This is a genomic window from Streptomyces sp. NPDC019443 (assembly GCF_044389785.1).
Taxonomy (GTDB): domain Bacteria; phylum Actinomycetota; class Actinomycetes; order Streptomycetales; family Streptomycetaceae; genus Streptomyces.
This window is the reverse complement of record NZ_JBIRYJ010000004.1, coordinates 418133-438180: the sequence shown is the minus strand read 5'-3', so window position 1 is coordinate 438180 and position 20048 is coordinate 418133. Positions and strand designations below refer to the sequence as shown.

Sequence of the window (20048 nt, the reverse complement as noted above, 5' to 3'; positions counted from 1 at the left end):
CGTGGTGCCGCGCCGGCGCGGGACGGAGCCGCCGAATCGGGTCGTTCATGCGTCATCGCCCTGCCCGCGCAGCCGCGGGCGGCGGGGCAGCCACGCGGTCAGCGGCCGCGGCGCCCGGTCCCGGTCGGGATCCCGGTCCGGGTTCCGGTCCCGGTAGTGCTTCAGACCCAGCGGACGGGTCCGGTACGCGCTGTCGAGCAGCGCCTCCGCGAGCGTCGCGTCCTCCGCGCGGTCGGTGCGCGGCACCTGCTTGGCCAGCTTTCGGTAGCTGGCGGAGAGTTGCTCGCGCAGCACCCGCTCGGTGGCCGGGACGGGCATCCCGGGCGGCAGCGAGGCGCGCAGCTCGGTCAGCGGGTCGGCCTTCTCCCGTGCGGCGCCGACCAGTTCGAGGAGCAGTTCCAGGAGCTCCGTGGTGAGCCGTTCGTACGCCTGTCGGTCGGTGAGCCCTTCATGGCTGACCAGCCGGCGCAGCGCGGCGTACGCGCGCACCGCCGACGCCACCGTCGGTGCGCTCCCGTCCGCGGGCGGGCTGGCGTGGATGCGGACCATCGCCGTGCGCGCCGCGGTGCGGTGCCGGGAGTCGGGGGGCACACCGTCCAGGTATGCGAGGGCCAGATCCGGGCTGCGCCGGGCGAGATGAATGCGGGCGAGTCCGAAGGCGGCGCTGCCGAGCGCGTGGTTGCGCCGCCACACCGCGTCGTAGAACTGCATGGCCTGCTGCTCGTGGTCCTCCCGGGCAGAGGCCCCGGGAGCGCCGTCGTAATCCGCGCCGCGCCTTTCGTCCGCCAGCCTCTCGTGGCAGTAGCCGAGGGCGAGCTTCGGCGCGTACTCGCCCGGGATGGCGTAGTACACCTCGTCGAAGCAGGTCAGGGCTCGGTGCAGTCGGCCGTGGGCAAGTTCGGTGAGCCCCCGGTGCCAGTCGAGCCGCCAGTCGTACTCCGCGCGTTCGCCGAGCAGCCGGCGGGCCCGGTCGAGTTCCATGGCGGCGGCGACCAGTTGCTGGTCCCTCCTCCGGCTACCCGCCCCGGCTGCCGCTGGGGGTGCCCCCAGGCGCATCTGGTCGCGGGCGAGCTCCAGGTGGAGACGGCAGCGCAGCAGATGCAGCTCGGGGGAGGCCAGCCACTCGTCGCTGAGCTGGAGCAGACCTGCCGGGTCGGCGTACGAAGTGCGCTGCAGCTCCTTCCAGTTGGGGTCCTGCTGGTCCGGCTTGGGCATGGGCAGGGCCACCGCCACCTCGGCCGGGTCGGGCACCCCCGCGCCGAGGAGGTGGCCGCCGGCGCCGCCTGCCCGCCAGCGGCTCAGCGGCGGGGCCTTGCCGAGCTGGCCGTCCAGGGCGGTCGCGGCCCGGTCGAAGAGCGGGGACGGCTCGAAGGTCTCCTCGCCGAGCCGCAGGGAACGCAGTTCGCGCAACACACCGCGCAGTTGGAGGGCCATCTCCTGGGCGGACGCGTAACGCCGCTTGGGATCGCTTGCCATGGCGCGCCGCAGCGCACGCTCCAGCGACCCGGTGCCGAGGTCGGCGGGCGGCGCGGGGGCCTTGGCGAGCAGCGAGCCGAGGACCGCGCCGACGCTGTAGAGGTCGCCCGCGGTCGTCATCTCGCCCGCGGGGCCGGTCTCCGGCGGCCGGTGGCTGACCGGTCCTGGCGTGCCGGGCCTGCGGACGCCCGCGACGTCGATGAGTTTGATGCCGTTGCCGCAGTGCAGGACGTTGGTGAGGGACAGATCGCCGTAGACGAGGCCCTCCTGGTCGTGCAGATAGCTGAGCGCGTCCAGGATGAGCAGCCCGTACACGACGATGAACTCCCGTACCCGGGGCCCCGAGAACGGCGGACGGTGCTGGGCGATCCGGGCCGCGACCCACTCCAGCGGCGCCCCGTCGGCGAACTCCATCACGATGAACTCCGCCGAAGTCGACGGATGACGCGCGTAGTTGACCACCCGGATCACGGACGGATGGTTGAGGCTGACCAGCCGCAGCCGCTCCTGGTGCGCCTGAAGAACGGCCGCGGGGTTTCCCGGGTCGAGGATCCCCTTGAGCGCCACCGGACGGTTGTCGAGCAGCAGATCGCGGGCGAGATACACCTGCCCGTGGCTGCCCTGGCCGATCGGGCCCACGACCTCGTACTGCTGGTGCAGACGGTCGCCTCCCGTCAGATGGGGCCCGGCCGGTGCGGTGACGAGCGCGTCCGGGTCGCGCACGGCGACGACCGGCAGATCGGTGAGCCCGTCTCCGGGCGGGTCCACGACGAACTCGTGCGGGCCCAGCGGCCCGGCCAGGGCCAGCTCGGCCGCCTCGGCATCCAGCAGCGCCGTCTCGATGTCGACGGCGAGCCGGAACAGCTCGTGCGGCAGGGCGGGCGAGTCGTACAAGAGGCCGCCGCGGCACAGCTGTTGGAGCCGCCCGCGCAGCCGTGGGGACCGGTCGTCGGGGCGGCGCGGTGCCGGCCGGCCCGCCGTGGCCGGATGCCCGGGCAGCTGCCGTAAGCGCTGTTCCGTCTCGGCGAGCCGGGTGATACGCGCGGCGAGCCGGTCGGCGCGGCGGTCGGGCCACTCGGGTTCCAGGAGCTCTGTGCGTACCCGGGCGAGCAGCGGCGAGCGCGGGTCGCTGAAGACGAGCAGCAGCCGGCTGTCGCCGCGGGCGAGCAGCGCGCGCAGCAGCGCCACGATCTCCGCGTCCGGCGACGCGGACCGGTCGACGGCGAGGAAGGCGGCGATCAGCGGCGGGCTCGCGTCGGCGATCTGGTCGAGCAGCTCGGTGTGGGGTGTACGGGACGGGGGCGGGTCGTCCAGGCCGATCCGGTCGGCGGCGTGGACGGCGAGCTCCTCTGCGGTGCGGTTGGTGGCGTCGACGGCGATGTCGATGCTGCCCACCTGCGGTTCGCCCGCCGAACTCGCGGACGCGGACGGCGGGCTCTGCTCCCGGTCGGCGAGGGTGAGGGCGGAGCGGACGGTGTGCAGCAGCGCGTGCTCCCCCTCACCGGCGAAGGCCAGCTCGACGGGGTCGGTGTCCGAAGCGCCGTCCAGCCAGCGGGTCAGCCTGCGATGCAGGCCGGGGACCCGGCCGGAGGCGGTCCTGTCGGGGGCGACGGCCACCTCGCGGGAGACGGCACGGGGTCCGTTGACCGTCAGTCCGAGCCGTTCCAGCGGCAGATACTTCAGCACGGTCTCGGTCGGGATCATGTACGCGTGCTCACGGCGTACGGGCGCCTGCGGAGTGCCGAACTGGTGGGCCACGATGCCGATGAGCCGGCGTGAGCGGCTGTGGACGACCCCGCTGCCGCTGTAGCCGTGCCGGACGACGTACGAGGAGCCCTCCGTGTCGAGCTGCACCCACTCGGGCTTGGGTGCGGGCCCGCCGCGCCCCATCAGCCGGGCGTCGAGATGTTCGCCTCCCGGCAGGTCCTCCGGGTAGCCGGTGAAGTGCACCGGCTCATTGCGCGCCGGGATCTGGCGGTGCAGCACGGCATGCGGCACGGACGGCTCGTGATCCAGCTTGAGCAGGGCGAGGTCGCCGCTGAAGTGCGGGGTGGGCAGGACCAGATACTCCCGCAGCAGCCGGGCGCGCAGGGGGCCCGGCCCGTCACCGGACAGGGCGGCGCCGGGACCGTCCACGTACACGGTGTCGAAGGGGGTGCGGGCACCGTCCTGGCCGGGGCGCGACAGCACCGTATGGGCGCAGGTGAGCACCAGACCCCCGGGAAGCAGCACCCCGGCGCCCAGCGGACGGCCCGCCCGGTCTTGCGTACGCAGCAGACAGACCCGCCAACTCTCCTCATGCGAAGAGGAGTTGGACGCACGCAACGGCTCCCTCATACTGCTCAACGATAACTACAGGAGACGGGGGACGCGATGGCTGTGCGTGACGATGCCACGGTGGCCGGGCTCGCCGAGGTGATCGGACAGGTCCGGGACGAGCTGGAGCGGGCGCAGCGGGCCGGGGAGGGACGCGATCTCAAATTCAGCGTGGAGAGGGTGAATCTGGAGTTCGCGGTGCAGGTCAGGCGGGAGGGCAGCGGCAGGGCCGAGCTGCGGATCGGGGTGGTCACGGCGGGCGCCGGCGGGACGGCGGCGCGGGACACGACGCACACGATCCAGATCGAGCTGAAGCCACAGGGGCGCGACGGGGACCCGAACGTGCGGGTGGGCGGGGAGTAGACCTGCGGCTCGCGCGGCACGGGATCCTGTGGCCGGTGGCTGCACGAGCCCGTCCGTGCAAGTGCCCGCGCTGTCTTGGCATCCGCGGCCTTCGCACACTCACGGCGCTCGACGCTGCGGGGAGCACCTCCGCCGACGCGGCTCACCCCGCCGCCACCGCTCCCACAACTCCGTGAGCTGCTCGTCCGAGAACCCCACACCGACCTCCGGCCCGCACCACCCACACCTGGGTGATGCGTTGACCGGTTGAGGTCGCCCTCGTTATGCGAACTGGCCGGGCCGGTAGTCGCCGGCGGGCTGCTGGACCATGACGTTCCCGCGGTTGAAGGCGTTGATGAGGGCGATGGCGCACACCAGGGCGGCGAGCTGGTCCTCGTCGTAGTGCTTGGCGGCATTCGCCCAGACCTCGTCCGTGACGCCACCGGCCGCGTCGGCGATGCGGGTGCCCTGCTCCGTCAGCTCCAGGGCGGCGCGCTCGGCATCGGTGAACACCGTGGCCTCCCGCCAGGCCGCGACCAGGTTGAGGCGCACCGAGGTCTCCCCGCCGGCGGCGGCGTCCTTGGTGTGCATGTCGATGCAGCCGGCGCAGCCGTTGATCTGGCTGGCACGGAGCTTCACCAGTTCCTGCGTCAGGAACGGCAGCGTCGAGTCCGCGAGCGCCTTGCTCGCAGAGATGATGTGCTTCATGGCCTTGGCTGCGACCGGGCTGGCCATGAGGTTCAACCGAGCATTCATGGTGCACTCCTGTGTCGTTGTTGCTGGTTAACCCCTTGGACGGGACAGCTCGGCGAGATGTGACATGGACGCATGTGACGCGCGTCTCACTGTCGCGCCGCGGCGCAGCCCCACGACGACGTTCCGTACCGCTGCCGAGGCGTCGCCGCGCTCACCACGATCCCCGACGCCCCTTCTGGCCCGGACTCCACGCGCGGGCATCTGCCTCTGATCCGCCGGTGATCCAAACGAAACTGCCTGGGTCGCCGGTCGGCGGGCCCGCCTGAGCCGGCCGCTGACCGGCTCGCATGCACACCCAAACCCATCGCCAAGAGAAGGGCACAGTCATGCCTCGGAACGCCGACGACTACCCGCAGGAAATACCGTGCGTCCGGGCCCGGCCGACTGCACCACGGCCGCCATCGTGTCCCTGCTCAGGAGGGGCAAGAAGACCAGCTGTCGCGCGACGTCCAGTTCAGTGCACGTCTGCACGCGCATTGTGAGCGTTTGTCCGCCGTCGACAACATCAACCCAGGTCAGGCGATCTCAGCTGACGCACGGAGGTCAGAGCCTGCTCAGCGACGCCGCCGCGAACAGCACGTCCCGGATCGCCTCGCGGTCCCCGTCCTGGCCCGCCGCGGCCTCCTCCGGCGAGATATGGCCCGCCAGCAGGCGACAGAACTCCACGCCGTCCAGGGCCACTTGGGCCACCGTCTGTTCCGCGGAGCCGACGGCCGCCGGGGAGTCCAGCGCGATGTACCAGTTCCCGCCGCCCGAGCCCTCGACCTCCAGATGCAGCGAACGGCCCGGCGCACCCGCCGCGACCAGATGTTTCGCGGGTCCGGCGAGGCCGGCGCGTCTGCGGTCGGCGAGTGCCGCGGGCAGCAGCCGCGCCGCCAGGTCGATCATCCGGTGCAGATGGGAGCCGCTCGGCGGCTCGTACGGATAGTCCACCGCGTTCGCGATGTCGCCCGCGTGCATCCAGCACTCGAAGGCCCGGTCCAGCAGGGAGTCCTGCAGTGGCAGGGCGAAGTCGCCGTACGAGACGGACAGTTCGGCGACTCCGCGGCCCGCGAAGGACACCGTGCGGATGAGCGTGTGGCTCTGGTCGCGCCACGGCTCGCGGATGGTGCGGGTGGGCGGCCGGTCGGCCGTGCTCCAGAAAGCTTCGGTGCGCTCGGTCGGCACTCTCGGCGCGTTCGGTCCGAGCGGATCGTCCAGACCCAGGGTGCCCGCGACCAGACCGTCGACGGTCATCAGATGCGCGATCACCCCGGCCACGGTCGTCCGGCGGCTCACCTGCCGCTCGCCCTCGAACCACTTGAGGCGCACAGGCGCATGCCACTCCGACTCGCCGATGTCCCGCAGCAGCGCGTCGAGCCGCGCGGTCTCGGCGTCGTACGGATTCGCCCAGGTGGGCACCGGGATACGGGCGGGCCTGCGAACCAGGCAGTTCTCAAGGACGCGGAACCGCAGCAGCGGGTCGAGGTCCAGGTCCCGGTCGGTGTGCAGCAGCGCGACGGCGTCACGCAGCCGCAGGGCCTCTTCCGCGCAGGGCGCGCAGTCGCCGAGGTGCTCCTCGACGGCCGCGGTCTCCTCGGCTGAGCAGGCGGACAGCGCCCATGCGCCGAGCAGGGACTTCAGCACGCTGTGGGACCGGCGTTCGCCCTTGCGCGGTCCATCGCCCGTCCCATCGCCAGTTCGGCCGACCGTTCCGCCGCCTGTCTCGGGCGGCAATTCGGGCTCCGGGGCAGCCGCTTCGGGCAGCAGGCGCGCGGGCACGTCAAGCGCGTCCAGATTGTCCGCCGCCGACCGCGGCCCCGGTATACGCGGCGCGCCCCGCATCCCGTCGCGGCCGTCGTCGTGGCCGCCGTCCAGCGGGCCGTTCACAAGGAGCGTCCGTATCCGGGCGGGGACGAGCCCTCCAGCGGGCGTGTGTTGGCGGTGGACAGCAGTTGGAGGCCGAGCCGCAGCCGGCGCCTGGCCTCGTCCTCGGTGACCCCGAGGTCGGCCGCGGTCTGGCGGTAGTCCCTGCGCTGGAAGTACGCGAGTTCCAGCGCGGCACGCAGCGGCGCCGGCATGGAGGTCACGATGTAATCGGCGCGGGCCGCGACCGCCGCCCTGCGCACCTTCTGCTCCAGCTCCTCCGTCGTGCCCTCGCCGCTTTCCGCCAGCGCGGCGGCCTCGGTCTTCCGCAGCCGGTACACCGCCTGGCTGTTTGTGATCTTCGCCACCCAGGAGCGCATCGACCCCTGCTTGGGGTCGTACGCGTCGGGGTTCTCCCAGATGTAGCCGAAGACCTCGCGGGTGACCTGGTCGGCGGCCTCGTCGTCGTCGAGAACCCGGTGGGCGAGCATGTGCACGAGCGACGCGAACCTGTCGTACAGCTCCCCGAGCGCGGCGGCCTCTCCGCGCGAGAGCCGCTGCTGCATTTTGCGGTCCCAGCGCGGTGGTGCGTCCTTTGCCATGCGGCCCCCAAGCCTTGCCCCTGTGCCTGTCGCCTCTTCGAATGTAATGCGCGCGGCCGCGAACGCACGACCCTTTGCGGCAAGAGCGCCTCCCGAGGCGCCCCGGGATGGTAGGAGCCTCACGGTCTGTGTTTCGCGCGAGGACGGCTGGGCAGTTGCGACAGGAAGCACGGATTCCGGTACGAGGAAAGGTCGGGTCGTGATGCTCAAGGTGGACGAGACCCGGCAGGGCGCATGGACGGTGCTGCACGTCTGCGGCGAGCTCGATCTCGTCTCCTCGCCGGCGATCCGCCAGCATGTCCATGACGCGGTCGCCGTCGGCCGCCGGGATCTGGTGCTCGACCTCTCCGAGGTGCTCTTCTGCGACTCCAGCGGCGTCGGCCAGCTGATCGCCGCCCGCCGCCTGCTGCGCTCCTGCCAGGGCAGGCTCCGGCTGATCCTGCCCGCCCGCGGCGCCGAGGAAGGATCGCACGTCAACCGGGTGCTGGCGGCCCTCGGGGTGCGCCGTCTCTTCGAGGTGTACGCGGACGCCGGCTCGGCCACCGACGAGAAGGCCGAGCCCCTCTCCGCCTGACCGTAGTCGCCGGGTGACTGTCTGTCCGTCACCAGGCCGTCGCCCGGATGTCTCCGTCACGTAATTGGCTGGGTACTTGCACGCGTCAGCGTCCGGGGCCGTACCCTCGCCGCATGGACAGCGCAGAGTACGAGCGCAAGATCGCTTCCCGCTTCGCCGCCTTCGACCAGGACGGCAATGGCTATATCGACCGTGAGGACTTCAGCGGGGCCGCCGCGGCCCTGCTCGCCGAGTTCGACACGACCGCACGTTGCGACAAGGGCCAGGCCCTGTACAGCGGTGCGGAGGCGTTCTGGCAGGGCATGGCCGGGATCGCGGATGTGGACGGCGACCAGCGGGTCACCCGCCAGGAGTTCATCACGGGTGCGGTGAAGAGACTGCGCGACAACCCCCAGCGGTTCGCCGAGATCGCCCGCCCCTTCCTTCATGCCGTGATCGCCATCGCCGACGAGGACGGCGGCGGCGTGATCCCGTCGGCCGCCGAGCGGGTGCTGCGGGTGCTCGGCGTGCAGGCCGACGTCGCGGTGAAGGTGGCGGCGGCGCTGGATGCGGACGGCGACGGCCGGATCAGCGAGGAGGAGATCCTCTCCGCCTTCGCGTCGTACTACGTCACGCCCGAACCGTAGGCCGCCCGCCGGGGCTCCGCCCCGGACCCCGGTCCTCAATCGCCGGACAGGCCGGGTTTTGTCCTCAATCGCCGGACGGGCTTGATTTTCAAGCCCGTCGGGGGTCCCCCGGACGAAGTCTGGGGGAGATTGAGGACAAGGCGTACCTCAGGCGTACCGCTCCCGCAGCTTGTACTTCAGTACCTTCCGCAGCGTCTCGTTCCGCGGCAACGCATCCGTGATCTCCAGCTGTTCAGGCAGCTTGTGCACCGAAAGCCCCCGCCCCCGCAGATACTCCGTGACCGCGCCGAGGCTCAACCCCCCGGCGCCGTCCCCCTCTTCAACCACCACCGCGCACACCCGCTCGCCGCGCTCCGAGTCCGGCAGCCCGATCACCGCCACGTCCGCGATCGCCGGGTGTTCGTGCAGCAGGTCCTCGATCTCCTTCGCGGAGATGTTCTCGCCCTTGCGGATGATGACGTCCTTGAGCCGGCCGGTGAGGACCAGATGCCCGGAATCGGTGAGGTGCCCCAGGTCGCCGGTGATGAAGAACCCCTCGCCGTCGAAGGCCGCGGCGCTCTGCGCCGGATCCAGATAGCCCCGGCAGACCGCCTCGCCGCGCAGCCGCACCTCGCCGTCGACGATCCGTATCTCCATGCCCGCCGGCGGCCGCCCCTCCGTCGTGGCGAGGTTGTGCGCGGTGTCGTCGGGCGCGCCCATGGTGATCATGGGGACTTCGGTCATGCCGTAGCCGTGGGTGAGTTGGCAGCCCATCTCGCGTACGACGGCATGGTAGATCTCCGGCGGCTTGGGCGCCCCGCCCCCGGCCAGCAGCCGCAGACCGGGGATCAGCTTGCGCTCCGGCTGTTTACGCTGCTCGGCGAGGAACATCGAGTAGAACGCGGTGGAGCCGCCCGCGACCGTGACGCCGTGTCTGCGGTAGCCCTCCAGCGCTTCGGGCAGCGCGAAGTGCTCGAACATCACCGCGGGGAAGCCGTACAGCAGCAGCATCACCGTGTAGTCGGGCCCGGCGATGTGCGCGAAGGGGAAGGCCATCGAGCCGACGTCGTCGGACGACAGGTGCAGCGCGTGCGCGAGGCAGGAGCCGCCCGCGATCAGCGATCGGTCGGTGTGCAGCACGCCCTTGGGGTCCGATGTGGTGCCGGAGGTCCAGTAGATCCACCGTACGTCCGTCCCGGAGGCGGGCGGCGGCGGCAGCACCGCGGGGTCGGCGTCGGGCAGGGTGTCGTACGTATCGAAGACCAGCGGCGGTTCGGGGAGTTCCAGCGCGAGGCGGCGTGCCATGCCGGTGTGGTCGAAGCCGCGCCAGGTGCCCGGCACGGCGAAGAAGGCGGCCTTCGACTCCCGTAGCGCGAAGCCGACCTCGCGGTCCCGGTAGAAGGGGATGACCGGCGACTGTACGGCTCCGATGCGGGCCAGCGCGAAGGAGAGCAGCGCCGTCTCGATCCGCGTGGGCAGCTGCCAGGCGACCACGCTGCCGGGTCGTACGCCCAGCTCCCACAGCCCGGCTGCGACCCGCTCGGAGCGGTCCCGCAGGGCGCCGAACGTGAGGGCGCGGTCGTCCTGGAGGAGCACGGGCCGGTCCGGGGTGAGGGCCGCCCTGCGCTGGACGAGTTCCCAGAGTGTGCGCGATTCGCCCAGTGCGTGTGGGGTCTCGGTCATGCCCGTATCCCTCCATGGCCGACGCATTTCTGACGGGTAGTCAGATCGTGCGGAGAGCGTAGGGCTCACCGCCTTGTCGGTCCAGGGGTGCGGGGCTAGCCTGATTTCTGACGGGCCATCAGAAACTCTCGTAGGGGACACCATGACCGAACTGCCTCGGATCATCAGCGTCGACGACCATGTGATCGAGCCGGCCCACCTCTTCGAGACCTGGCTGCCCGCCAAGTACCAGGACCGCGGGCCCAGGCCGCTGACCGCGGGCATCGGCGAGCTCGCGTACATCGCGGGCAAGTACCAGATCACGATGGATCCCGATGGCCCGCCGACCGACTGGTGGATCTACGAGGACCTCAAGTTCCCGTACAAGCGCAATATCGCCGCCGTCGGGTTCGACCGCGACGACATGACCCTCGAAGGCATCACCCGCGCGCAGATGCGGCCCGGCTGCTGGGACCCCAAGGAACGCCTCAAGGACATGGACCTCAACCATGTCGAAGCCTCGCTCTGCTTCCCGACCTTCCCGCGCTTCTGCGGGCAGACCTTCGCGGAGGCGCACGACAAGGAGGTCGCGCTCGCCTGCGTACGCGCCTACAACGACTGGATGGTCGAGGAGTGGTGCGGGGACAGCGGCGGCCGGCTCATTCCGCTGTGCATCATCCCGCTGTGGAACATCGACCTGGCGGTGGCGGAGATCAGGCGCAACGCCGCGCGCGGTGTGAAGGCCGTGACCTTCTCCGAGATCCCGACCCATCTCGGGCTGCCGTCGATCCACTCCGGCTACTGGGACCCGTTCTTCGCGATCTGCCAGGAGACCGGCACGGTCGTGAACATGCACATCGGGTCGTCCTCCCAGATGCCTGCCGCGTCGCCGGACGCGCCGCCCGCCGTGCAGGCGTCCCTCAGCTTCAACAACGCCATGGCCTCGATGATGGACTTCCTCTTCAGCGGCGTGCTGGTGAAGTTCCCGCGGCTGAAGCTGGCGTACAGCGAGGGCCAGATGGGCTGGATTCCGTACGCCCTGGAGCGCGCCGACGATGTGTGGGAGGAACACCGGGCGTGGGGCGGGGTGCGCGACCTCATACCCGAGCCGCCCTCCACGTACTACTACCGGCAGATGTTCTGCTGCTTCTTCCGCGACAAGCACGGGGTCGCCTCGCTGGACGTCGTCGGCCGCGACAACGCCACCTTCGAGACCGACTACCCGCATGTCGACTCGACCTTCCCGCACACCAAGGAAGTCGCCCTCGACCACATGAAGGGCCTGGACGACGAGACGGTCTACAAGCTGATGCGCGGCAACGCGATCCGCATGCTCGACCTGGACCTGGACCTGGACCGGTAGTGGACCTCACGTACACCGTCGAGGAAGAGGACTTCCGGGCACGGCTGCGCGAATGGCTGGCCGTGTCGCTGCCGAAGCTGCCCGCGAAGCCCGGCCCGCTGGACTGGCCCGGGCGGCGTGCGTACGACACCACCTGGCAGCGGATGCTGTACGACGCCGGGTACGGCGAAGTGCACTGGGACGCGCCCCCGACCCAGCGGCTGATCTTCCTGGAGGAGACGGAGCTGGCCGGCGCGCCCTACGTCGGCGCGAACTTCGTCGGGCTGCTGCACGCGGGCCCCACCATCGCCGCGGAGGGCACGGCCGAGCAGCGCGCCCGCTGGCTGCCGCCCGTCTTGCGCGGCGACGAGGTGTGGTGCCAGGGCTTCAGCGAGCCCGACGCGGGCTCCGATCTGGCGTCGCTGCGTACAAGGGCTGTCCGGGACGGCGACTCGTACGTCGTCACCGGCTCCAAGATCTGGACCTCGCACGCCGAGGTCGCCGACTGGTGCGAGCTGCTCGTACGGACCGATCCCGAGGCGCCCAAGCACCGCGGCATCACCTGGCTCGCCATGCCGATGGACGCGCCCGGGATCACCGTACGACCGCTGCGGACGCTGGCCGGGTCGGCGGAGTTCGCGGAGATGTTCCTCGACGAGGTCCGGGTGCCGGTCGCGGACCGGGTCGGCAGGGAGAACGACGGCTGGCGCGTCACCATGGTCACCCTCTCCTTCGAGCGCGGCACCGCCTTCGTCGGCGAGGTCGTCGCCTGCCGCCGCACACTGGGCGAACTGGCCGCCGCCGCCCGCGCGAACGGCACCTGGGACGACCTGGTGCTGCGCCGCAGGCTTGGCCGCCTGAATGCCGAGTTCCGCGCCTTGTGGCGGCTCACCCAGTGGAACGTCAGCGAGTCCCAGAGGACGGGCGGCGTACCCGGCATCGGCGGCTCGGTCTTCAAGCTCCGCTACTCGCACGCACGCCAGGAGCTGTACGACACGGCCGCCGAGGTACTCGGACCCGACGCCTTCGACCTCGACCGGGAGTGGACCGCGGACCGGCTCTCCTCCCTCTCGTACACCATCGCGGCGGGCACCTCTCAGATCCAGCGGAACATCGTCGCCGAGCGGATCCTCGGCCTCCCGAAGGGGCGCTGATGGACTTCCAGTTGACGGACGACCAGCGCGCGCTGCGAAGAGGTGTACGGGAGCTGCTGGCCGGCCGCTTCGGGCGTGATGCCCTCAGGGCCGCCGTGGACCACGAGGGCACGGTCGACCGGAAGCTGTGGCGGGAGCTCGGCGCGGCCGGGTTCTTCTCGCTGCGGCTGCCGGAGCAGGAGGGCGGGGTGGGGCTCGGCCTGCCCGAGGCGGTCCTGATCTTCGAGGAGGCGGGCCGGGCGCTGCTGAACGGGCCGCTCGTGGCGACCCATCTGGCCGCGTGCGGCGGCCTGCCGGGCGCCGCGGACGGCACGCGTGTGATCACCTGTGCCACCCAACTGCGCGCCCTGGTCCCGCACTTCGCCGACGCGGACGCCGTCGTCGTCATCCATGGCACCTCGATGCGGGCCGGGTACCCGAAGGACCTGCCGTCGGCCCGGCCCGTACGGTCCATGGACCCGCTCACTCCGCTGCACCGGATCCCGGGCGGGACCCCGAAGGCCCCGCCGCGTCCGGACGCCGTGCTCCTCACCGCGGCGGAGCAGCTCGGCAGCGCGGCCCGCACCACCGAGACGGCCGTGCAATACGCCAAGGACCGCGAACAGTTCGGGCAGCCCATCGGTGGCTTCCAGGCAGTCAAGCACCTGTGTGCCCAGATGCTCGTACGCACGGAGGTGGCCCGTGCCGCCGTCTACGCGGCGGCCGTCACCGAGGACTTCACCGAGATCGCCGGCGCCAAACTGCTCGCCGACGAGGCCGCGGTCCAGGGCGCACGAGACTGCCTCCAGGTGTACGGCGGAATGGGCTTCACCTGGGAGGCGGACGTGCATCTGCACCTCAAGCGGGCCTGGCTGCGCGCGCAGATGTGGCTCACGGGGGCGGAGGCGGAGGCGATCCAGGCGGATGCATTGGCCTCAGCACTCTGAAGCGTCACCGAGCGTTGACCGTTTGTCGGGTACGGGCGTCGATACCGGGTTGTGTCCTTCGAGCGACTCGTCACGGCCCGGAGTCGGGGACCTGCTCCGGTACCCTCCGTGGGATGCGAGTGGTTCCGAGGCAGGGTTGTCACGGTGTTGCCGGTGCGGCGACTCCGGGCCCGGGAATGCGCGCCGTTCACCCGGTGCGCGCGCGTGCTGCGAGCCTCTGTTCGACTCCCCGCAACGTGCGTCGCACAGTATGCACCACGGGTACTCCTTCGCGCTGGAATATGCCCGAAGCGCTTGTTGCGGTGACTGTACGTCAACCATGCTGTCTTGCAAGGGAGTCACGTTCGGTGACCTGGTTGAGGACCTTGTCGAGGCGCGAGGCGATGTGTCCGCCGGTTCGGATGGTGTGAGCGGTGCAGGTGCTTCTGGTTCAGTTGGAAGTCGGGCCCGACCCCGCGGAGGTGGGACGCGCCCGGAGGTGGGCCCGTTCGCGGCTCGCCGGGTCAGGCATAGGGGACGACGAGCCACTGGCCGACACGCTGATCCTGCTGATCTCGGAGCTGGTCACCAACGCGGTCGTGCACACCGGCTGTCCAGCGGTGCTGCGGATGCTCTTCGGCGCGGGTGCGGCGGAGGCCGGGACCGTACGGGTGGAGGTCGCCGACATCAGCGCCTGCCCGCCGAAGCCGCGCCACGCCGAGGGTGATGACACCAACGGCCGCGGGCTCGAGCTGGTCGACGGCCTTGCCGACCGGTGGGGCTGGCAGCCGGAGGGCGCGGGCAAGTCCATCTGGTGCGAGGTGGACAGGGGTGCGCCGGAGATCGCGTACGAGCCGGTGGTGCGGGGCTTCGTCACCGCGCCGTAGGGCGGGCCTCACAGGATCGCGACCGGGGCGACGGGGGTTCCGGTACCGCCGACGAAGGGCTCGGGCATTGCGGAGAGCAGGAACGTGTACCGCCTCTCCTCCGCACAGGCTGTGGACAGGTCCTCCAGATTCCAGTTCTGTCCCTGGAGCATGCCCATCTCGACGAGGTCGAGGGCGTGCACGGGCAGCCAGAGGCTTTCGATCTCCGGCGGGAAGATCTCGAAGGTGAGGGTGTCGTTCGCGACGGCGGCGACGTCGTGGGCGTGGAACCACTCGGGGGTGCGTACGGACAGGCCCGGGGACGGATATCCGTAGCCGTGCTTGTCGCCGACGAGAGCGACCTGCAGCTGTCCGGTCCGTACGAGAACGATGTCACCGGGTTCGACTGTCAGGCCGGCGAACTCGGCGGCCTCGTCCAGGTCCTCGGGCGTGACGGCGTGATTGCCGGGCAGCCGGTCGAGACCCTTGGCGCGCGCGACGTCGAGGAGCACGCCACGCGAGACGATGTGCGGGGCCTTGTCGATGCCGCTGTACTGGGCCCGGGTGTGGGGCGTGATGGTGTCGGCGGGGCGGCCGTTGTAGATCTTCCCCGAGTGGGAGACATGGGTCAGGGCGTCCCAGTGGGTGGCGGCCTGGAGTCCCATGGTCACGGCGTCGTCGCTGGTGGCGACCGTCCCGGGGCCGAAGAGCTCCTGGTTGATCTGGACCATGGTGTGGAGGGGGTTGACTCGCCCCGGAATCATGCCGGTCTGGATACCGTCCTGGTGGAGCGGCAGCGCGAGGGGGATTCTCCGTCCGCCGCGGACGGCCGTGGCTGCTTCCCGCACCACCTCGTCGGTGATCAGGTTCAGGGTTCCCATCTCGTCGTCGGCGCCCCAACGCCCCCAGTTGTTCACGCGCTTGGCGATCTCGTGGAACTCGGCCGGGAGTGACATCGGGCCTCCTGGGGCTTGTGCTCGGGTATCTGACTGACCGTAGAATCTAACGGTCCGTCAGAAACCGCGGGAAGGGGCCGGACGTGGGGAACTTCTTGGCAGGCAAGGTCGTCGCCGTGACGGGTGCCGGGCGCGGCATCGGCCGGGCGGTGGCATTGGCCGCTGCGGCGGCGGGGGCGCGGGTCGTCGTCAACGACTACGGCGTCTCGATCGAGGGCGGCGAGCCGACGTCGGAGGTCGCGTCGGCGGTCGTCAAGGAGATCGTCGCGGCCGGCGGCGAGGCGGTCGCGGTGGCCGACGACATCGCGACGATGACCGGGGGGCAGCGACTGATCGACGTCGCGCTCGCGGAGTACGGCCGTATCGACGGGGTCGTATGCGTGGCCGGGATCCTGCGGGAGCGGATGCTCTTCAACATGTCGGAGGAGGAGTGGGACCCGGTCGTGGCCACCCACCTGAAGGGCACCTTCACGGTCTTCCGCGCGGCGTCCGCGGTGATGCGCAAACAGGGCACGGGCACGCTGATCGGCTTCACCAGCGGCAACCACCAGGGCAGTGTGGCGCAGGCGAACTACTCCGCCGCGAAGGGCGGAATCATCTCCCTGGTCCGGAGCGCGGCGCTGGGCCTGAACAAGTACGGGGTGACGGCGAACGCGATCGCCCCTGTGGCCCGTACGCGCATGTCCGCGAACGTCCCGATGGAGCTGAAGGAGATCGGCGAGCCGGAGGATGTGGCGGCGCTGGTGGTGTACCTGCTCTCCGAACGGGCCCGGGAGGAGCGGATCACGGGCCAGGTCTACACGATCGCCGGCCCGAAGATCGCGGTGTGGGCCCAGCCGAGGGAACTCCGGGCGGGCTACACGGAGGGCGCATGGACCCCGGAGAAGATCGCGGACTTCCTGCCGGGAACGGTGGGGGTGGACCCGATGCCGATGCTGGCGCACCTGGAGGAGATGGCGCGAGCGGCGGCGAGGAGGGACCGCCCGAACGGCTAGCCGGGGCCCGGCCCCGGACCCCGCGCTTCAATCGCCGGCGGGGCTGGATTCGGGGCTCCGCGCCGGCGCCCCGCGCCTCAATCGCCGGCGGGGCTTGAATTTCGCCCCGGCGGAAGTTCAAGCCCATTGGGGGTCCCCCCGGACGAAGTCTGGGGGAGATTGAGGACAACGCCCGAAGGGCGTACTGGGGGTCCCCCCACGCCCGCAGGGCGTAGGGGGCGGGTCTGGGGGCTTGCCCCCAGTTCGGGAAGTGGGGTCCCCCCCCACGCCCGCCAGGGCGTAGGGGGAGGGTAGCGAAACTTCAATTCCTTGGAGGAGACGTGGACTTCGCGTTCGGGCCCGCAGACGACGCCTTCCGCAAAGCCTCACGCGCGTGGCTCGGAGACCACATGACCGGTCAGTTCGCCGCCGCCACCCCCCTCGCAGGCCCCGGGAGCGAGCACGAGCGAGTCCACGCGCGCCGCGCCTGGGAGCGGGAGCTCGGCCGCGACGGATGGATCGGGCTCGGCTGGGACACCGGGGCGTACGGGAACCGCCAGGCCACCCTCACCCAGCAGGTCGTCTGGGCCGAGGAGTACGCCCGCGCCGGCGCCCCCGGCCGCCTCGGGCACATCGGGGAGAACCTCCTCGCGCCCACCGTGATCGCGTACGGCAGCCAGGCGCAGCAGGACCGCTTCCTGCCGGCCGTCGCGCGCGGCGACGAGCTCTGGTGCCAGGGGTACAGCGAGCCGAACGCAGGGTCCGACCTCGCCGGAGTGCGGACGGCGGCCGTACGCGACGGGGACGTCTACCGGATCAGCGGGCAGAAGATCTGGACCTCCCTCGCGCAGGACGCCGACTGGTGCTTCGTACTGGCACGGACCGAAGAGGGATCCCAGCGGCATCACGGGCTGTCGTTCCTGCTCGTCCCGATGGACCAGCCGGGCCGTATCGACGTACGGCCGATCCGGCAGATGACCGGAACCAGCGAGTTCAACGAGGTTTTCTTCGACGGCGCCGAGGGCCGCGCCGAGCATGTCGTCGGCGGCGAGGGCAACGGCTGGCGCGTCGCCATGGGCCTGCTCGAATTCGAGCGTGGGGTCTCCACTCTCGTCCAACAGATCGGCTTTGCCGAGGAGTTGACGCGGGTCGTGCGGCTGGCTGTCGACAGCGGTGCGGTCAGCGATCCTGTGCTGCGCGACCGGCTCGTACGGCAGTGGGCCGAGCTGCGCACCATGCGGTGGAACGCCCTGCGGACCCTGGGCAGTTCGGGCGACCGAGGCGCCCCCAGTGACCCCGGCGCCCCCAGCGTCGCCAAACTGCTCTGGGGCGGCTGGCACCAGCGGCTCGGCGAGCTCGCCATGGCCGTACAGGGCACCAGCGCGGCCGCAGGCCCGTACGACTGGAGCAGCGAGAGGCCGTACGAACTCGACGCCATCCAGAGCCTGTTCCTCTTCACCCGCGCCGACACCATCTACGGCGGCTCGGACGAAATCCAGCGCAACATCATCGCCGAGCGGGTGCTCGGCCTACCGAGGGAGCCCCGATGAGAGGCGTCGTCTTCGACGGCACGCAGCCCCAGGTCGTCGACGATCTGGAGATACGGGAGCCGGGCCCCGGCGAGGTGCTGGTCGCCGTCGCCGCCGCCGGGCTGTGCCACAGCGACCTGTCCGTGATCGACGGCACGATTCCCTTCCCCGTGCCGGTCGTGCTCGGGCACGAGGGCGCGGGCGTCGTCGAGGCGGTCGGCGCGGGCGTCGGCCATGTCGCGCCCGGCGACCATGTCTCGCTGTCGACCCTCGCCAACTGCGGCGCGTGCGCGGACTGCGACCGCGGCCGCCCCACGATGTGCCGCAAGGCGATCGGCCGTCCCAGTCGGCCCTTCTCCCGCGGCGGTGAGCCGCTCTTCCAGTTCGCCTCCAACTCCGCCTTCGCGGAACGCACGATCGTCAAGGCCGTCCAGGCCGTGAAGATCCCCGCCGACCTGCCCCTCACCTCGGCCGCGCTGATCGGCTGCGGGGTGTTGACGGGGGTGGGCGCCGTACTGAATCGCGCGATGGTCGACCGCGGTGACACCGTCGTCGTCATCGGCACCGGCGGCATCGGCCTGAACGTCATACAGGGCGCCCGGATCGCGGGCGCGTCCGCGATCGTCGCCGTCGACTCGAACCCGGCGAAGGAGGCAGTGGCCCGGCAGTTCGGGGCGACGGACTTCCTCGCGTCGGCACAGGGCGTACGGGAGATCCTGCCGGCCGGCGCCGACCATGTCTTCGAGTGCGTCGGGCATGTGGGGCTCATCCGGCAGGCGATCGAGCTGCTCGACCGGCACGGCCAGGCGATCCTCCTCGGCATGCCGGCGGCGACGGCGGAAGCGAGCTTCGTGCCGGCGGCGATGTTCCTGGACAAGTCCATCCTGGGCTGCCGTTACGGCTCCTCGCGCCCGCAGCACGACATCGCCCTGTACGCCGAGTTGTACCGGCAGGGCAGGCTACTGCTGGACGAACTGGTCACCGAGATCTACCCGATCGAGCACTTCGCGAAGGCGGCGGACGACGCGCATCACGGGCGGGTGGCGCGCGGCGTGCTGACGTTCTGAGCCCTGGGCCCCAGTGCCGCACCCCCCAGTGCCGCACCCCCAGTGCCTCACCCTCCAGCAGAGGCGCGGAAAGCGCGCCGGTACGCGGTCGGCGGGACGCCCAGCGCCGCCTGCAGGTGCTGGCGCATCGACTGCGCCGTGCCGAAGCCCGCGTCCCGTGCCACCTGATCGACGGAGAGATCCGTGGATTCGAGCAGATGCCGGGCCCGCTCCACGCGCTGCCGCGTCAGCCACTGGCCGGGGCTGATGCCTGCCTCCTCGCGGAAGCGGCGCGTGAACGTCCGTACCGACATGGACTCCTGGTCAGCCATGTCGCGCAGCTGGATCGGCTCGTGGAGGCGGCTCAGCGCCCAGGCCCGCGCGCTGGTGGTGGTCGCCAACTGCGGTTCGGGGACGGGCCGGTGGATGTACTGGGCCTGACCGCCGTCCCGGTGCGGCGGAACGACCGTACGGCGCGCGACCTCATTGGCGACGGCCGTGCCGTGGTCACGCCGCACGATGTGCAGGCACAGGTCGATTCCGGCCGCGACTCCCGCCGAGGTGAGCACGTCACCGTCGTCGATGAAGAGGACGTCCGCGTCGACCCTGACGGACGGGAAGAGCCGCTGGAAGTGCTCGGCCGAGGACCAGTGGGTGGTGGCGGGCCGGCCGTCGAGGAACCCGGCTGCGGCGAGGACATAACCGCCGGTGCAGATCGAGACCATGCGGGTGCCGGGCCGGATGTGCGCGAGGGCGGCCGCCAGCTCTTCGGTGAGCCGGCCCTCCTCGTAGACCGGCCCCAGTTCGTACGAGGCGGGGACGACGACGGTGTCGGCGGTGGCCAGCGCTTCGGGGCCGTGCTCGACGTGAATGTCGAAGTCGGCGTCCGTGCGGACGGGGCCGGGCCGGACCGAGCAGGTGACCACCTCGTACAGGGGGTGGCCGTCCGCGTCCTTGGCACGGCCGAAGATCCGGTGCGGAATGCCCAGCTCGAAGGGGAGCAGCCCGGTCAGGGCCAGCACGACGACCCGATGCCTCTTGATGCCCTTTACATCACCCATGGCCCGATCCTATCGAACGCTGTCCTCCGGGCCACTC

17 protein-coding genes are annotated in these 20048 nt (G+C 71.1%); 10 read left to right on the top strand and 7 right to left on the bottom strand.

Annotation, left to right across the window (positions count from 1 at the left end):
- Positions 1–45: 45 nt before the first annotated feature.
- Positions 46–3813 carry a tetratricopeptide repeat protein gene (locus tag ACH492_RS16145; protein ID WP_398986911.1) on the bottom strand — a complete coding sequence of 1256 codons (3768 nt, stop codon included), beginning with the start codon at positions 3811–3813 and terminating at the stop codon, positions 46–48.
- Positions 3814–3849: 36 nt separating this feature from the next.
- Here ACH492_RS16145 and ACH492_RS16140 point away from each other — a divergent pair, with 36 nt between their 5' ends.
- Complete coding sequence (locus ACH492_RS16140; protein WP_398986909.1) at positions 3850–4155, top strand: trypco2 family protein; 306 nt, start codon at positions 3850–3852, stop codon at positions 4153–4155.
- A 261-nt stretch (positions 4156–4416) separates the two neighbouring features.
- Here the strand turns inward: ACH492_RS16140 and ACH492_RS16135 are convergent, their stop codons facing one another.
- From ACH492_RS16135 to ACH492_RS16125, 3 genes are all read right to left on the bottom strand, one after another.
- A complete protein-coding gene (locus ACH492_RS16135; RefSeq protein WP_398986907.1) occupies positions 4417–4890 on the bottom strand; it encodes a carboxymuconolactone decarboxylase family protein in 474 nt (157 codons plus the stop codon).
- Positions 4891–5433: 543 nt separating this feature from the next.
- On the bottom strand, positions 5434–6759 hold the full coding sequence (locus tag ACH492_RS16130) for a maleylpyruvate isomerase N-terminal domain-containing protein (RefSeq protein ID WP_398986905.1): 1326 nt from the start codon (positions 6757–6759) through the stop codon (positions 5434–5436).
- Positions 6756–7337 carry a sigma-70 family RNA polymerase sigma factor gene (locus tag ACH492_RS16125; protein ID WP_398986903.1) on the bottom strand — a complete coding sequence of 194 codons (582 nt, stop codon included), beginning with the start codon at positions 7335–7337 and terminating at the stop codon, positions 6756–6758. Before ACH492_RS16125 ends, ACH492_RS16130 begins: the two co-directional genes overlap by 4 nt.
- A 199-nt stretch (positions 7338–7536) precedes the next feature.
- Between ACH492_RS16125 and ACH492_RS16120 the strand changes: the two genes are divergently transcribed.
- Together ACH492_RS16120 and ACH492_RS16115 are read left to right on the top strand one after the other, a co-directional pair.
- On the top strand, positions 7537–7911 hold the full coding sequence (locus ACH492_RS16120; RefSeq protein ID WP_398986901.1) for an STAS domain-containing protein: 375 nt from the start codon (positions 7537–7539) through the stop codon (positions 7909–7911).
- Positions 7912–8024: 113 nt separating this feature from the next.
- Positions 8025–8537 (top strand): EF-hand domain-containing protein, encoded by a 513-nt coding sequence (locus ACH492_RS16115; protein ID WP_398986899.1) that lies wholly within the window; start codon positions 8025–8027, stop codon positions 8535–8537.
- Between the two features lie 147 nt (positions 8538–8684).
- Here the strand turns inward: ACH492_RS16115 and ACH492_RS16110 are convergent, their stop codons facing one another.
- Positions 8685–10199, bottom strand: a complete 1515-nt coding sequence (locus ACH492_RS16110) for a class I adenylate-forming enzyme family protein (RefSeq protein WP_398986897.1) — start codon at positions 10197–10199, stop codon at positions 8685–8687.
- A 142-nt stretch (positions 10200–10341) separates the two neighbouring features.
- Between ACH492_RS16110 and ACH492_RS16105 the strand changes: the two genes are divergently transcribed.
- The 4 genes from ACH492_RS16105 to ACH492_RS16090 all read left to right on the top strand — a co-directional run bounded on the left by ACH492_RS16105 (position 10342) and on the right by ACH492_RS16090 (position 14466).
- Positions 10342–11541, top strand: coding sequence for an amidohydrolase family protein (locus ACH492_RS16105; protein ID WP_398986895.1), 1200 nt, complete (start codon positions 10342–10344; stop codon positions 11539–11541).
- Entirely contained in the window at positions 11541–12674 is a 1134-nt protein-coding gene (locus ACH492_RS16100; RefSeq protein ID WP_398986893.1) for an acyl-CoA dehydrogenase family protein, read from the top strand. The genes ACH492_RS16105 and ACH492_RS16100 overlap by 1 nt, the downstream gene beginning before the upstream one ends.
- A complete protein-coding gene (locus ACH492_RS16095) occupies positions 12674–13600 on the top strand; it encodes an acyl-CoA dehydrogenase family protein (protein ID WP_398986891.1) in 927 nt (308 codons plus the stop codon). Before ACH492_RS16100 ends, ACH492_RS16095 begins: the two co-directional genes overlap by 1 nt.
- 413 nt (positions 13601–14013) lie before the next feature.
- Positions 14014–14466: an ATP-binding protein gene (locus ACH492_RS16090; RefSeq protein WP_398986889.1), complete on the top strand. Its 453-nt coding sequence runs from the start codon at positions 14014–14016 to the stop codon at positions 14464–14466.
- An 8-nt stretch (positions 14467–14474) separates the two neighbouring features.
- Here the strand turns inward: ACH492_RS16090 and ACH492_RS16085 are convergent, their stop codons facing one another.
- Entirely contained in the window at positions 14475–15401 is a 927-nt protein-coding gene (locus ACH492_RS16085; protein WP_398986888.1) for a cyclase family protein, read from the bottom strand.
- Between the two features lie 83 nt (positions 15402–15484).
- On the opposite strand from ACH492_RS16085, the gene ACH492_RS16080 reads away from it, so the two are divergent.
- The 3 genes from ACH492_RS16080 (at position 15485) to ACH492_RS16070 (ending at position 18971) form a co-directional block, all read left to right on the top strand.
- Positions 15485–16396: an SDR family NAD(P)-dependent oxidoreductase gene (locus ACH492_RS16080; RefSeq protein ID WP_398986887.1), complete on the top strand. Its 912-nt coding sequence runs from the start codon at positions 15485–15487 to the stop codon at positions 16394–16396.
- 320 nt (positions 16397–16716) lie between these two features.
- Positions 16717–17925 carry an acyl-CoA dehydrogenase family protein gene (locus ACH492_RS16075; protein ID WP_398986885.1) on the top strand — a complete coding sequence of 403 codons (1209 nt, stop codon included), beginning with the start codon at positions 16717–16719 and terminating at the stop codon, positions 17923–17925.
- The gene (locus ACH492_RS16070) at positions 17922–18971 is read left to right on the top strand and encodes a Zn-dependent alcohol dehydrogenase (RefSeq protein ID WP_398986883.1); all 1050 of its coding nucleotides are present in this window, start codon (positions 17922–17924) and stop codon (positions 18969–18971) included. Before ACH492_RS16075 ends, ACH492_RS16070 begins: the two co-directional genes overlap by 4 nt.
- Before the next feature lie 47 nt (positions 18972–19018).
- On the opposite strand, the gene ACH492_RS16065 is transcribed toward ACH492_RS16070, so the two are convergent.
- Positions 19019–20011: a GlxA family transcriptional regulator gene (locus ACH492_RS16065; protein WP_398986881.1), complete on the bottom strand. Its 993-nt coding sequence runs from the start codon at positions 20009–20011 to the stop codon at positions 19019–19021.
- Between the last annotated feature and the right edge of the window lie 37 nt (positions 20012–20048).